A 13,796-nucleotide genomic window follows, 5' to 3' on the forward strand; every position below is an offset into this window, starting at 1 on the left:
AGCCGCTTGCAATCGAGAGATTCGGGGCTTAGCTTCTGGACATGCGCTGGTTCGCCATCATCGCGCTGCTTGCGGCGTTCATGATCAGCATTCCCGGCTTTTCCCATGCCGTGGACGTGGCGCATAGCCATGGCCAGGTTTCCGTGGACAGCGACAGCGACACCGACGCGCCGATGGGCAAGAAGTTCGTCGACTGCCATCACGGCTGCGGCCATTCCCATGCGGCCAACCATGTGTCGCCGGTCCGGGTGAGTGCCCCGGTGACCTGGATCTCGAGCCATTATCCCGTGGACAGGACCCCGGCGCCGGAGAGCGCCGATCCGTCCCCGCCCTACAAGCCTCCGCGCGCCTGAGCGAACCGACTTCGTCCGGGTGACAGCCCCTGGCCGCACCCGGTGTTCGCTCGTCCGCACGCGGAGACCACATGCGCGCGCATTTTGCAGCCGCCCTGGCGATCGGAATCGCCTGGGCGCCAGCCGTCGGGGCTCAGCAGCCGCCGACCGCTGCACAGTTCCCTCTGCCCTCATCTTCCATTCTCACCCCGGAAGCCGCGATCGCCCGCGCACTGGATGTTGCCCCGCGTGCCGCGGCGGCAGCAGCCCGGCTCGATGCGGCTGCGGGAAACCTTGATCAGGCCGGAGCTCTTCCGAACCCGGAGTTCGGTGTCGAGGTGGAGAATTTCGAAGGCTCCGGGCCGTTCTCCGGCTTTGACCGTGTCGAGACCACCTACGGCCTGTCCCAAACCATTGAACTCGGCGGCAAGCGCAGCGCCCGCGTGGATGCTGCCCGTGCCGCGCGCTTGGCCGCCCGGCATGACCTCGCCGCGGCTCAGCTGGACCTCGCCCGCGACGTTCGGGCCGCCTTCACCGAAGCCGTCGCTGCCCAACAGGACGTCGGCCTCGCCGCGGAGCGCGTCCGCCTGGCGCAGGAGGTCGAACGATCGATCCAGGCCCGAGTCGAGGCCGGACGCGAGACAACCGTGCAGGCGAGCCGGGCCGAGATCGCGCGCCGCCAAGCCGAGATCGCCCTGGAGCAGGCCCGCCGCCGTGCTGCCGCCGGACAGCAGGTCCTCAGCAGCCTGATCGGGCTGGAACCGTCCATCCTGGTGCTGGACGACAGTTGGTTCACGCGCCTGAATGCTCCGGCACTGACTGCAGAGTCTCCCCCTGTTGAGACTCCCGATCTGCTGCGCCGGGAGGCGGATGTCCTGCGCGGCCGGGCGGAACTGGAGGTGGAGCGCAGCCGCGCCGTCCCGGATGTCACCGTGTCCGCGGGCGTGCGCCAGTTCCATGAGACCGACGACAATGCTTTCCTGGTCGGCGTCAGCATCCCCATCCCGGTGTTCGACCGGAACCGGGGCGCTATTGCCCGGGCACGGGCCGAGGTCGTGGCCGCGGAAGCCGAGCTCGCGGCCGAACGGCTGGACTTGAGCCGCCGGGTCACGGCTGCCCGGGCCAATCTGGATGCAGCCCGCGACACGGCCTCCGCCCTCCAGGCGCAGATCATTCCTGTGGCCGAGCAGGCGTATCGTGCGGCGCAGGAAGGCTACCAGCAGGGCAAATTCTCCTACCTGGAGGTCCTGGATGCGCAGCGCACGCTGTTCGATGCGCGCCGCGACCTGATCAACGCCCTCCAGGGCTTCCACAACGCGCGCGCCGACCTCGAGCGGCTGCTGGCGACCACCCCAAACGGGGAGAGGTGATTCCATGAAGAAGATTGTGATCGGCGTGTCCGTGCTGGCCCTGATGGCCGCCGGAATCGGCTATTGGAGCCTCAACCAGGGCAGCAGCCCCATTCCCACTGCGTCCACCCAAGAGGCCCCTGCAGCTGGCGACAACCATGAGCATGGCGAGGAGGATGAACACGCTCATGAGGAGGGCGGGGCCAACGATAGCCATGGCAGCGCAGGCGAGGATGCTCATGGCCACGGTGACGAGCACGGCCACGAGGACGCGCACGGCCATGAGGATGAGGAAGGCGCCATCCACCTGACCGAGGCCCAGATTGGCCGCTCCAACATCAAGGTCGTCGAGGCTGGACCAAGCGAGGTCTCGACGGAGGTCCAGGTCATGGGCACCATTGTGCCCGATGCCGACCGGATGGCCCATGTCACGACCCGCGTTCCGGGCGTCGTCGCGGAGGTGCTGAAGCGCCTGGGCGACCAGGTCGCCGCCGGAGACGTGCTGGCCGTGCTGGACAGCCGCGACCTGGCCGAGGCCAAGGCCGACTACCTGGCGGCCTTGCGCCAGGAAGCGCTCGCCAGCACCACGCTGAAGCGCGAAGAGGACCTCCGGCGCAAGAAAGTCTCGGCCGAGCAGGACTATCTCGACGCCAGCACGGCGGCGGAGACCAGCCGGATCGCCCTGGATGTGGCCCGCCAGCGTCTGGCCACCTTGGGCCTGACCGACGCTGAACTCGAGGCTCTGCCCAAGCAGGACCCGCGGGCCATGAGCCGCCTGGAGGTCCGCGCCCCGATGAGTGGGCGGGTCACGGAACGGAACGCCGTGCGGGGCGAACTGGTCTCGGCGGAGAAGGAGATTTTCACCGTCGCCGATCTCTCCACCGTCTGGGTGAACCTGCCCGTCTATGCCAGCGACATACCGCAGGTCCGTGAAGGCCAGGTGGTCACCGTCAAGGGGCCTGCGGGACAGACGGCCCAAGGAAAGGTGATCTTCACTGGCCCCACCATCGACCCGCAGACCGGGGCAGCCCGCGTCGTCGCCAGCCTGGAGAACCCGGATGGCACATGGCGCCCCGGCGACTTCGTGTCTGGGGCGATCGCCAGCGGCGGTGAACCGGCGGACGTCGCGGTGCCCGCCTCGGCACTCCAGACCCTGAACGGGGAAATCGTGGTGTTCGTCCGGAATGAGGAAGGCTTCGAGACCCGTGTCGTCGAGGTCGGCCGCCGCAGCAGCAGCACGGCGGAGATCGTCTTCGGGCTCTTCCCCGGCGATCCGGTGGCCAGCGGCAACACCTTCCTGCTCAAGGCCGAAGCCTCGCGGGGTGCCGCCGAGCACTCCCATTCGCATTGAGGAGCGCTGGCATGATCGAACGCATCCTCACCTTTGCCGTCCAGCGGCGCTTCCTTATCATACTGCTGGTGGCGGTGGCAGCGGCGTTCGGGGCGCAGTCGCTGCTGCGTCTACCGATCGACGCCGTGCCCGACATCACCAACAACCAGATCCAGATCACCACGCTGGCCCCTGCGCTTTCACCCTTCGAGATCGAGCAGCAGGTGACGTACCCGGTGGAAACGGCGCTCGCCGGGATTGCCGGGCTGGACAGCACCCGCTCCATTTCGGTTAACGGGCTGTCGCAGGTCACCGCGATCTTCGACGAAGAGGTGGACATCTACTTCGCCCGCCAGCAGGTGGGCGAGCGCATCACGCAGGCAAAAGACCTGCTTCCGCCCGGGCTGACGCCCACCATGGGCCCGATCTCCACCGGGCTTGGCGAAGTCTATATGTGGACCGTGGAGTTCGCGCCCTTTGTCCCGGAAGAAGCGCAGGCCGGGGAGCCGGGCTGGCAGCCGGATGGCTCCTACCAGACGCCAGAGGGCGAACTCCTGGCCAGCGAGGCCGACCAGGCGACATATCTGCGCACGGTCCAGGACTGGATCGTCTCGCCCCAGATGAAGGGGGTCGACGGTGTTGCGGGCATCGACACCATCGGCGGTTATGTGAAGCAGTACCATGTCCTTCCGGACCCGGCCCGGCTGGTCGCCTACGGCCTTACCTTTGCCGATCTGACCCAGGCGCTGGAACGGGCGAACCAGAGTCTGGGGGCCGGTCAGCTTGAGCGCAATGGCGAGCTCTTCATTGTCCGCTCCGACGGCCGCATCTCGACAGCGGCCGAGATCGCCAACGTGGTGGTCGCCACGCGGAGCGGCGTTCCGGTGCGCCTGGCCGATGTGGCGGCTGTCCAGCCCGGTCAGGAAATCCGAACCGGCAGCGCCAGCGAGAACGGCCGGGAGGTGGTGGTCGGCACCGCCCTGATGCTGATCGGGGAGAACAGCCGCACGGTTGCCGCCGCGGTGGACGCCAAGCTCCAGGACATCCGGAGTTCCCTTCCGCCGGACATCGTGGCGAAGACGGTGCTGGACCGCACGGACCTGGTGAACGCGACGATCAAGACCGTGGCGAAGAACCTGACCGAAGGCGCCCTGCTGGTGATCGCCGTGCTGTTCCTGCTGCTCGGCAATGCCCGTGCAGCCCTGATCACGGCGGCCGTCATTCCCATCACCATGCTGCTGACCGCGACGGGCATGCTCGAGGCGGGCGTCAGCGCCAACCTGATGAGCTTAGGAGCTCTCGACTTCGGCCTGATCGTGGATGGCGCCGTGATCATCGCGGAGAACTGTCTCCGCCGTCTCGGTGAGCGCCAGCACGATCTCGGCCGTGTGCTGACCCTGCGGGAGCGCTTGCACGAGGTCACCGTCGCGGCCAAGGAGATGATCCAGCCCTCTGTCTACGGGCAGGCGATCATCATCGTGGTCTATCTGCCGCTCCTCACCTTCACAGGGGTGGAGGGCAAGATGTTCGAGCCCATGGCGCAGACCGTGATCATCGCCCTGGTCTGCGCGTTCATCCTGTCCCTGACCCTGGTTCCGGCCCTGATCGCCATCTTCGTCAGTGGCCGGGTCGAGGAGAAGGAGAATGCCGCGATCCGCCAAGCAGGGCGGGCCTACCGGCCCCTGCTCGATCGGGCGCTCAAGGCGCCGCTTCGGGTCGCTGCCATCGCCGCCGTTTTATTCGGCGGTAGCCTGCTGCTCTTCACCCAGCTGGGCCAGGAGTTCATCCCCCAGCTGGACGAAGGCGATGTGGCCCTGAATTCCTTCCGCATCCCCTCCACCAACCTGCCCCAGGCCACGGGCCAGCAGATGGAGATCGAGACGGCAGTCGCCGCCTTCCCGGAGGTGGCCTACGCCTTCTCGAAAACCGGGACGGCCGAGATCGGCACGGACGTGATGCCGCCCGGCATCTCGCACATGTTCGTGATGCTGAAGCCCCGCGACCAGTGGCCGGACCCGGACCTCTCGAAGGCGGACCTGATCCAGCGCCTGGAGGCCGCCGTGGGCGAACTGCCAGGCCAGGTCTACGAGGTCAGCCAGCCCATCCAGCTGCGCTTCAACGAGCTCCTGGCGGGCGTGCGCGGCGATGTCGCCATCAAGGTGTTCGGCGATGATTTCGAAACCCTGCTGACCACGGCCAATGAGATCTCAAGCGTTGTCCAGGGCGTCGAGGGCGCTGCCGACGTGCGCGTCGAGCAGGTCTCGGGCGCCTCCTTCATGAATGTCGAGGTGGACCGGGCCCGGGCCGCACGCTTCGGGCTCAGCGTGGCTGACGTTCAGGAGGTGGTCGCCATGGCGGTCGGCGGCCGCGAGGCAGGCCTGGTCTATCAGGGCGACCGGCGTTTCGAGATTGTGGCCAGGCTGCCGGAGAGCCTCCGCAACGATCCTACCGCGCTTGAATCTCTGCCCATCCCACTTCCGCCGGTTATCGTCGACGGCCAGGGAGCAGGGGCTGTCCGCACCGTGCCGCTGGGCGAGGTGGCGAGCTTCACCGTTACGGAAGGCCCGAACCAGATCAGCCGGGAGAACGGCAAGCGCCGCATCGTCGTCCAGGCCAATGTCCGCGGCCGGGATATCGGCTCCTTCGTGGAGGAGGCGCAGGCCCGCATCGCGGCCGAGGTTACGGTGCCGCCCGGCTACTGGGTGGATTGGGGCGGGCAGTTCGAGAACCTGATCGCGGCCCGCGAGCGGCTGATGATTGTGGTCCCGGCCTGCTTCGCTCTGATCTTCCTGCTGCTCTACAGCGCCCTCGGCTCGGCCCGGGATGCCGTGCTGGTGTTCAGCGGCGTGCCGTTGGCGCTGACCGGCGGCATCCTGGCGCTGTGGCTCAGGGGCATGCCGTTCTCCATCTCCGCCGCTGTCGGCATGATTGCGCTCTCTGGCATCGCTGTGCTGAACGGGCTGGTGATGCTCTCCTACATCCGCCAACTCCGCATCCAGGGCATGGCTCTGGAAGACGCCGTGCGCGTGGGCGCGCAGACCCGTCTGCGCCCGGTGCTGATGACGGCCCTGGTGGCGAGTCTAGGCTTTGTCCCCATGGCGCTGTCCACCAGCGTTGGGGCCGAGGTCCAGCGGCCGATCGCCACCGTGGTCATCGGCGGGCTGATCACGGCCACGCTGCTGACCCTGTTCGTGCTTCCGGCCCTGTACCGCCGCTTCGCCAAACCCGTGGCCGTCGAGGAGGACCTGCCCGAACAGGCGGCTCCCGTGGGACACGCCGCGGAATAGGAGGTTCCGATGGCCAATGTTGCTCTAACCGGCCTCGTATCGCTGCTGCTGGCGGCTTGCGCGTCCGGGAACGAGCTGCTCCGGGTTGCCGACCGCGGCTGCCCGAGCAGTGAGCGGCATCTCACGCCGCGCGTGCTGGGCGAGGGCAACCATGTTCCGCTGCAGGCCGGATCCGACCGGTGCGCAGCACCTGGAGAGCAGAGCTCCAGAACCCATCAGTGATCAATCGGCCCGGCGGCCATGTGCCGCCGGGCCCTCGACCCGACAGGAGATACCGATGTTGAAGCAGTTGATGATCGCCGCCAGTCTCCTCCTTCTGCCCGTGGCGGCCAGCGCCCAGGACGGGCACGGCCATTCCCATGGCGAGGGCGACAAGGGCCCGCATGGCGGCGTTGTTCAGACCCTCGCCGGGTACGAGGCCGAACTGGTGGCAGGCGACGGGACCCTCACCCTGTACCTGGTCGACCACGCGACCGAGGCGCTGGTCCCCACCGAGGGCATGATGGCCAGCGTTCTCTTCACCGAGGGCACCGCGCGCAAGGGTGCTGTGACGCTCCAGCCCGCCGGAGACCGGCTGGAGGGCAAGGGCGAGGTGCCGGAGGGCGCCGACGCAGTGGTCAGCCTGCGAGGCAAGGACGGCAAGTCCTCCCAGGCGCGTTTCGAGCTCGGTGGCCACGCGCACTGAGCCTGCCGGCGGGGGCCGGTGGTGCAAGCCTTCGGTCTCCCTTGGCCCACACTTCTAAACAGGAGGTCGGCCTCATATCCATGCTGCTGCCGTCGGCCTGCTCCACAGCGGACATGCGGCCGATGGCTCCAACGCCGGTTCGCGCCGCCGCTGAGACCGGGCCTGGATCGATCGTTCGACCTCCTGCGCCAGGCGGACGCGCTCTCCAGGAGCCGCTAACCTGTCGCACTTCAGCGCGAATCTTGACAGGAAAACCACGACGAAGACCATCGCGTGCAGGAGCCCCTCGGTTCCACGAGGCTCCTGCGCTCTGTGCTCAGCCAGCCTTGCGGCGGCCGCGGCGTGGTTTGGCTGATACCTCTTCCACCGGCTCCGGCGCTGGCTGCGCATCAGCTGCCGCTCTCCGGCCGCGGCTTCCCAGACCGATGCTGCGCGCCATGGTGCTGCGGGCCATGGAATAGTTCGGGGCCACCATCGGATAGTCCGGCGGCAGTCCCCACTTGGCCCGGTATTCTTCCGGGCTCATGTCATACGCCGTCCTGAGATACCGCTTCAGCATCTTCAGCTTCTTGCCGTCCTCCAGGCAGATGATGTGATCCGGTGTCACCGACTTCTTGATCGAAACGGCCGGAACGGCCGCTTCCGGCTCCGGCGCCGGTGGGGCAACGATGCTCTTCAAGGCTTTGTGGACGGTCTGTAGCAGGATTGGCAGATCCGTCAGGGCAAGACGATTGCTCTCGAGATACGACGCGGCGATCTTGGCCGTGAGGGTAGTGACTGGGTCCATGAACCTCGTTCCTATGGAATTTGGAAGATCGCGTTCCGACCTTTTCGCATGCGATTTTGTATAGGGGTGGTGGCGCCAAGTCGAGAGCAGTTGCTTGCCCGCAATGGAGCGTCCGACTGTGGCCAACGCCCTCTCCATGGCTTGGCCGTGTTCCGGCGCCGGTGGGCCACCTGCTGGATCGAGATGTAGGTATTCCCGGATGCAGCGTGACGCGATTTCCCTGGTTGCCGCCGCCTATGACCGGCGCGCCGGACAGCTGATCGCGTCGTATCGGACACTGCTGCCCCTGGTCGCGGCAGGTCTGATCGATTATGCTTCCAACCCTGGCTTGGGAGTTCTGTCAGATGTCGAATCAGCTGTTCTTACACTCGTCTGCGGAGCTGTTGCAGGCTTGGCAGGCAACCCCCCAGAGCAAGCATCCGGAAGCTATTCCCTCGGATACTCCGTGGGACATGCCGGGTCTCTACAATCCGCCGAACTGGCGTTCGGAAACCTCCTGGTGGGAGAGGTGGCTGGAGAGCAGCCGCCGGTTCCTTGCCCATCATCCCAAGAGCATTCAGGCGCGGACCATGGTCGAGCAGGCGGAGGCCGCGCTGGCCTACCGGGCGACCGTGCCGGAGGATCAAATCTACTGGCGCCGGGAGCGCCCAACTGCGCAGCCTCAGGGAACGTCGGCGCCGGGAACCGCGCACCAGCTCTCCGCCGCCAAACCCGGCCGACTTCGTGACGGCGCTTGATCTTTCTATGGACCACTTGCGGCCTGATTGCCGGCAGGTCGGGACAAGGCTGGCAGAATGCCCTTCAACCGGGAAGCCAACATAGTCCCCAGCGCCGGTCGACCTCCGTGCCCTGACTCTGGCGCAAGATGGGGACAATCTGAAAGCACCGGCAAACCGGTCGCGCACCCTATCGGCACCGAACCGGGCTGAAAGCCTGCCACTCCTGAACATGGGCCGATCTGCGAACCAGGATCATCTCTCCTGTTGCCCTCGTCCAGGCTTGATTCCGGATCTGCGCCCGAGCGGTCTTGCGGCGGGCGGGCTATCTGGTGGCGCCTGTTCGCCCAAGATCCAGGCGGGGTCCTTCGTCACGATGGCTCGGATGGCGCCTCCGATGGGACCGGACGTCAGGACCAAGCGTTCGAGTTCGGACGCCGGAACGGCGCGGCCGAGCATGTCGGCGTCAAGACCGACGTCCCAGGCTCTTATGGCTTTCGCCAGGTTCAGACGCTCCTTGAATGCGCGCCTGTGCCATCGCTGGCGGCGCTTTGCTTCCCGATCATCGGTAGGGGCTTCCTGGCCGATCAGGTCGGCCGCCCGCAGCACGTCCGGGCGGTTCGCTGCCATCCAGCGGGCAAGCGATTTGCTCTCTGCCGCCAGCATCCGGTAGGACGCTGCGGCGAAGGGATCGGACATATCGTCCGGATCAAGCTCTCCCGACTGCTGGACCAACCCAGCCCGTTCCAGCGACACCGCGCCCCAGCGGGCGTACCAGGCCGGCGCGGAGCGGCGCAGACGAAGGGCAAAGGGGTCCTCTGCCTCGATCACCTCCCGCGAACCTGCCCGCCCTTCCCCAAGCAGCGCGACCTTGCGCGGCGGCGGGTCCGCCGACCAGTCAGGCCGGTCGGACTCCCGCTCGGCCGACACGTCCAGTCCCATTTCCCGGGCATGCCTGACCAGGACAGCCCGCAGCCCATCGGCTAAGCGGCCATCCGGCGCAAACGGCAGCATCGGTCCTGGCTGACCAGTGCCGGGCAACCTTGCGCCGAGGACCACATGCACATGTGGATGCTCGGTATGGTCGGTGTGGACCGCCCAGGCTGCCGGCACGCCCAAATTCAAGGCCGTGTCTGCCAGCCAAGCATGGGCAAGCACATCGGCCTGCACGGCTGTTCCGGGAACTGCAAAGACAATATGGCGCGCCTCAAGCCCAAAGTATCCGGGTTCTGAAAACCTGGCGACGAACTCAGCCGGCGTGATCTCCTCGCCGGTCTCGTCCCGCAGCTTGCCAAACACCTCCTCTCCGGGACTGGCGAGATCCGCTGCATATTGAGCAGCGCCGGATTCGTCCTCGGCCTCGGCGTCCTGCCGCCGATCAAAGCGGCCCACATAGGCGGCCACGGCACGGACAGCTTTATCCCGCAACACCTTGCCGATAGCCTTCACAACGACAGGAGAGGCTCCGCGGGGTACGAGGCCGGCGGCAATCGCCGCCCGGGACCGGACGCCCTCGGCCAGAACCTCCCTGACCCCAACATGCCGAGCCCCCGGGCGATCTCCAAGAGGGCCGATACGCCGCGCCATGATCAGCTTCCCAATGGTCTCGGGCGCCCACGCCGCGGCGTCGCACTCTGGTCAGTACCGGAAGCATGGCCGGACGGACCGGGAAGCGCCGCGGATACGTGAGCATCCGGAGCGCGCAAGGTCACTTTCCTGAGCCTGGCCGCATGGCTCTCGAATTCAGCGATGATCGACTGGATGCGACCGATCTCGGGAAGCGGCAGCGCCTTGCCGCCGCCAGCTGCGATCGTGTTCACCGCGCGAGCGATCTGGTTCAGCAAGCTTCCGGATCTGCGCAGCTGCTCACAAAGCCGGTTGACCGCTTCGACATCATCGGAACGAAGCCGAAGGGGTATTGCCGCAGGTGTTGACCCTGCTGCGCGGACAGCCTCTGGCCCGGCTGATAGCGCCCGGACCATGTCGGCCTGCACCACGTGCAGGATGTAGGCTGTCATGTCCGGTTGGTTGCCTCGCCCCAGGAAGCCGCGCAGGCCGGCGACTTGCCGAACCTTCTCCTTGTCGCCCGCCCCAACCCTGATCTCGATCGTCGGTCCGCCACTCGCCATGCTTTCCTCTCTGAAAGGTCTCACCGCACTGGGGCGGCTTACGTCCGGACTTTGGACATCAGCAGCTTGTCCGGACGGTTGCGTAATCTTGCTCCCGCCGAAAAACCGCCCTGGCCATCCCTCGGCTTTTGCCTTCGGGACCGCTCGAAAGCGGTTGCCAGGGCGGTTTTTCGGCGGTTCGCGGGCGGCTGCCCGCTCATTCCATTGTTTGGCCTCGTGCGGCACGCACCGGCGGCCCCATGAAGGCGGATTCCACGCACCAATCCGCATTTGCGCACTGGAGTCCGCGCACCGGGACATAGGTGCGTGCCGCAGAAATCCTGGCCTTCTGCTTCGTGGTGCGCGTCCTGCGTCATGGTGCGCGTCTCATAGATCGACCAGCAGACGCGAGGGTCTGGTCCGTGCCTTGCTCCCCTTCCGCCGATCCGCCGCTGCTTCCATCTGGAGCTTCTCCATGATGGCCATCTCGATCCAGGACCTGCGCGACACGATCAGGCGACTGGCGGACGCCATCCGGTTACGGCTGAGATCAATCGCCTGCGCCATGGGCGCCGAGAGCACGACGGCTTCAGTGATAGCGCCGCGGTCGCTCACAGCGGTGGCAAATGCATTGAGCGTCTTCCAGGCATCATCGACAACAGCCACCAATGCGTCGGCCTGTTCGGCCGGCCGACGGCCATCCGCCGGAACGACGTTTTGGCAGGCAAAAGGAGGCGCAACCCCTACCAGGCGCTCCAAAGCCTGCATGAGGAGCATTGACGGAAGAGCCGCGGGGTCAGCCTTTGCGAGCCGGCCAATCGCAACAGCCAAAGGAATAGAGGGCGCGCCATACCAGAAGTTGGAGCGCCGTTTACCGTCTGCGATACGACGTCCTGCATCCCGGTCCAAGTCCGGCAGGCTCTGCTGCAATCCCGCGACAACAGTGTCCATGGACGGCAGCGGATCTCCATCAGATCCCCGTGATAGGCGCGCCAGCTCTTTCAGCAGCGTCATTCCGCTGCCGAAAACCTCCATGTGCTTGCGTGCGCATCCGCGCCCCTTGAGGACGCGGTCCATGCAATGTCCATCAATGCTGTTGCGCTTCCTTGCCATGCTTCATCTCCTCTCGAAAACTGCGGATACCGGCTCGATCCAGAGGCTGCCGCTAATGAGCCGAGCGTAGGGAAGGGCATGCGCCACCTCGGGATTGAGCCTCTGGATCGCAATCACGCTCACGCCGGTTCGCTGTGCCACCTCCGCCAGCGTCTCGCCCGGGATCACACGGACGTAGTGGCGTTGCGTTTCCGGATCGCGCTCGATCGCCCCCAGGGCGGCCCGCGACGAGAGAGGGTGCGGCCCGGTCGTGCCTGCTGCGGCTGAAGGGTCCCCTGCCGCCTCGGAACCGGCGGGCGGTGTCTGGCGGAGGCTGGAAACCTCCTTGCGCAGGCCCGCGATCTCAGCCGCTTGCCTTTCCATCAGATGACGCTGCGCCGCGATTTCCTCCTTCAGTTCCGCCGTCACCACCTCGATGAGCGACGCGATCTCGGTGTCCGGCAGGGATGCTGCATCCTCTGCAGTCGCAGGCTCGGTTCGCTCTGACGGTGTGGTCGACGGCGGCACCTCGAGCGGCGTCGGCGGGACCACCGGAGCGGCGGAAACCCTGGCTTCCGGCGCCCTGGGACCGGAATCCTGTCCGGACAATTGGGCCTCCTGCGTCCGGACTGGCAGCGTCGCCGGCGGATTGTCCGGCTGCTCCGGACGGGGTTGCGCCGTCATACCTGGCGGGAGGGCGCCGGACGCGGCCGGCCTGGGTGACATCGCCGCTTCGGCCAGCAGATCCATCACAGCGGCATCCTTCGGCGTGGTCGACGGTGGCAGCAGGGCTGCGGCGGTGTCCATCTCGGTCTGCCGGGGAGATGCCGCCTCCTGAGCTTCAGGAGTAGGCCGGGACGCGGACGGCGACGCTGCCGTTTGGACACCGCCCGACATCAGCGGCCAGACCACGAAAACCGCCGTCACGGCCAGAACCACGGCGAGTGCTACCAGGGCGCGTGGGTCCCGCTTCGGTCCGGCGGGATTGGCCTCGGCGGGTGGATCGGTCTTGCCTTTCCGGGCGAACCAGGCGCGGCGTGGGGCCGTGAGTTCCGGCACAGGGCCCGGTGCCGCTGCATCCACAGTCAGCGTTGATACCGGGTTATCTCCCGAGCCGGCCTGGGGCGGCAGATCGGTCGGCGCCACGCCGTTTGGCACCGAGGTTGCCTGCGCTTCCACCTCCTGCGCCAGCTCGTCCGTGATCCGGCGAATGGCATCCGACGGTGTCGATGCCGCAGGCACGCCGCCCGCCCCAATACATGCAGGTGGAGGTTCCTCCTCCAGCAGGGGATCGTTCTCCTCGATCTTAGACATCGCCGACGCGGCCATCTCTGCGGGATCGTCGAGCACCGTGGCCTCGGGCTGGAACAGAACCGGCGCCGTTCCCCCTTCCCCCTCGGCCGCTGCATCCGCTGATGCAGCGGCTGCCTCGCCGATCAGGATCGGTGTCCAGGCCGGCATGGACGCTGTGTCCGGATCCGGCAGGGCCGCTCCGTCAGAGGCCCCCGTATCCGTCAGGCCCGTGCGCGCAGACAGGATCGAGGCTTCAGCTTCGTCCGCATTCGCGCCGGCCTGACTGTCCGGACCGCCATCCTGTCCGGACAGTTCCTCGATCGTCAGGCCGAGGTTGTTGCAGGCCGACCAGAGAAGTTCCGATGGCGGGGCGGCATAATCCGCCTTTGACAGCCTCGCGATCTCGGTGGCCAACGGCAGGCACGGATTACCGAACCACAGGTTCGCCCGAACCTTCTCCTGAATCCTCGCGGCGGCACGATCGTCCAGTTGCGACAGGTGCTTCCGAACCTCGGCAACGGTCTCCTCTATGGATGGCAGCGAAGCCTTATCTGGTCCACGCGATATCTCCGCCACCTTATCGAGAAGGGTCCTGCCAGCCGCAGAGGCGTCAAGGTTCTTGCGCCGGCAGCCCCGTCCCTTTAGGATTTCTTCCCGAGTCGGGGCTAACCCCGCCCCGCCCAAACTTCCATCATTGGATCTGCTCAACATCGAGTGCTCAACTTATAAACGCCGACCTATGGGGTTAGGCTAACCTGAACGAAATTGAGCACGCCAATCACCTGGGCGAGATTTTTGCGGTGGAGCGAAGAATTTT

12 protein-coding genes are annotated in these 13,796 nt (G+C 66.6%); 7 read left to right on the forward strand and 5 right to left on the reverse strand.

Annotated elements, in window-relative coordinates:
* Positions 1–41 precede the first annotated feature (41 nt).
* The 6 genes from DOL89_RS23420 (at position 42) to DOL89_RS23445 (ending at position 6,983) form a co-directional block, all read left to right on the forward strand.
* Positions 42–353 (forward strand): hypothetical protein, encoded by a 312-nt coding sequence (locus tag DOL89_RS23420; protein WP_119681791.1) that lies wholly within the window; start codon positions 42–44, stop codon positions 351–353.
* Between the two features lie 71 nt (positions 354–424).
* Positions 425–1,702, forward strand: a complete 1,278-nt coding sequence (locus tag DOL89_RS23425; protein ID WP_119681792.1) for a TolC family protein — start codon at positions 425–427, stop codon at positions 1,700–1,702.
* Positions 1,703–1,706: 4 nt separating this feature from the next.
* Entirely contained in the window at positions 1,707–3,032 is a 1,326-nt protein-coding gene (locus DOL89_RS23430) for an efflux RND transporter periplasmic adaptor subunit (RefSeq protein WP_119681793.1), read from the forward strand.
* 11 nt (positions 3,033–3,043) lie between these two features.
* A complete protein-coding gene (locus DOL89_RS23435; protein ID WP_119681794.1) occupies positions 3,044–6,298 on the forward strand; it encodes an efflux RND transporter permease subunit in 3,255 nt (1,084 codons plus the stop codon).
* 9 nt (positions 6,299–6,307) lie between these two features.
* Complete coding sequence (locus DOL89_RS23440; RefSeq protein ID WP_119681795.1) at positions 6,308–6,520, forward strand: hypothetical protein; 213 nt, start codon at positions 6,308–6,310, stop codon at positions 6,518–6,520.
* A 55-nt stretch (positions 6,521–6,575) separates the two neighbouring features.
* Positions 6,576–6,983, forward strand: a complete 408-nt coding sequence (locus tag DOL89_RS23445; protein WP_119681796.1) for a hypothetical protein — start codon at positions 6,576–6,578, stop codon at positions 6,981–6,983.
* Between the two features lie 316 nt (positions 6,984–7,299).
* On the opposite strand, the gene DOL89_RS23450 is transcribed toward DOL89_RS23445, so the two are convergent.
* Complete coding sequence (locus DOL89_RS23450) at positions 7,300–7,770, reverse strand: MucR family transcriptional regulator (RefSeq protein ID WP_119681797.1); 471 nt, start codon at positions 7,768–7,770, stop codon at positions 7,300–7,302.
* A 344-nt stretch (positions 7,771–8,114) separates the two neighbouring features.
* Between DOL89_RS23450 and DOL89_RS23455 the strand changes: the two genes are divergently transcribed.
* Entirely contained in the window at positions 8,115–8,507 is a 393-nt protein-coding gene (locus DOL89_RS23455; RefSeq protein WP_162937858.1) for a hypothetical protein, read from the forward strand.
* A 234-nt stretch (positions 8,508–8,741) separates the two neighbouring features.
* Here the strand turns inward: DOL89_RS23455 and DOL89_RS23460 are convergent, their stop codons facing one another.
* The 4 genes from DOL89_RS23460 to DOL89_RS23475 all read right to left on the reverse strand — a co-directional run bounded on the left by DOL89_RS23460 (position 8,742) and on the right by DOL89_RS23475 (position 13,555).
* Positions 8,742–9,917 (reverse strand): hypothetical protein, encoded by a 1,176-nt coding sequence (locus DOL89_RS23460; protein WP_162937859.1) that lies wholly within the window; start codon positions 9,915–9,917, stop codon positions 8,742–8,744.
* Between the two features lie 158 nt (positions 9,918–10,075).
* Positions 10,076–10,615, reverse strand: coding sequence for a hypothetical protein (locus tag DOL89_RS23465; RefSeq protein WP_119681800.1), 540 nt, complete (start codon positions 10,613–10,615; stop codon positions 10,076–10,078).
* Between the two features lie 366 nt (positions 10,616–10,981).
* Positions 10,982–11,707: a hypothetical protein gene (locus DOL89_RS23470; RefSeq protein WP_162937860.1), complete on the reverse strand. Its 726-nt coding sequence runs from the start codon at positions 11,705–11,707 to the stop codon at positions 10,982–10,984.
* 3 nt (positions 11,708–11,710) lie between these two features.
* Entirely contained in the window at positions 11,711–13,555 is a 1,845-nt protein-coding gene (locus DOL89_RS23475; protein ID WP_162937861.1) for a LysM peptidoglycan-binding domain-containing protein, read from the reverse strand.
* Positions 13,556–13,796: the final 241 nt, after the last annotated feature.

Source organism: Indioceanicola profundi, from assembly GCF_003568845.1.
In the GTDB taxonomy this organism is placed as follows: domain Bacteria; phylum Pseudomonadota; class Alphaproteobacteria; order Azospirillales; family Azospirillaceae; genus Indioceanicola; species Indioceanicola profundi.

Excerpts from the sequence above, each read along its gene's own strand:
- DOL89_RS23430 (WP_119681793.1), top strand. The coding sequence starts at position 1,707 with ATGAAGAAGATTGTGATCGGCGTGTCCGTGCTGGCCCTGATGGCCGCC.
- DOL89_RS23440 (WP_119681795.1), top strand. The coding sequence starts at position 6,308 with ATGGCCAATGTTGCTCTAACCGGCCTCGTATCGCTGCTGCTGGCGGCT.
- DOL89_RS23425 (WP_119681792.1), top strand. The coding sequence starts at position 425 with ATGCGCGCGCATTTTGCAGCCGCCCTGGCGATCGGAATCGCCTGGGCG.
- DOL89_RS23445 (WP_119681796.1), top strand. The coding sequence starts at position 6,576 with ATGTTGAAGCAGTTGATGATCGCCGCCAGTCTCCTCCTTCTGCCCGTG.
- DOL89_RS23435 (WP_119681794.1), top strand. The coding sequence starts at position 3,044 with ATGATCGAACGCATCCTCACCTTTGCCGTCCAGCGGCGCTTCCTTATC.
- DOL89_RS23455 (WP_162937858.1), top strand. The coding sequence starts at position 8,115 with ATGTCGAATCAGCTGTTCTTACACTCGTCTGCGGAGCTGTTGCAGGCT.
- DOL89_RS23420 (WP_119681791.1), top strand. The coding sequence starts at position 42 with ATGCGCTGGTTCGCCATCATCGCGCTGCTTGCGGCGTTCATGATCAGC.
- DOL89_RS23450 (WP_119681797.1), bottom strand. The coding sequence starts at position 7,770 with ATGGACCCAGTCACTACCCTCACGGCCAAGATCGCCGCGTCGTATCTC.
- DOL89_RS23465 (WP_119681800.1), bottom strand. The coding sequence starts at position 10,615 with ATGGCGAGTGGCGGACCGACGATCGAGATCAGGGTTGGGGCGGGCGAC.
- DOL89_RS23470 (WP_162937860.1), bottom strand. The coding sequence starts at position 11,707 with ATGGCAAGGAAGCGCAACAGCATTGATGGACATTGCATGGACCGCGTC.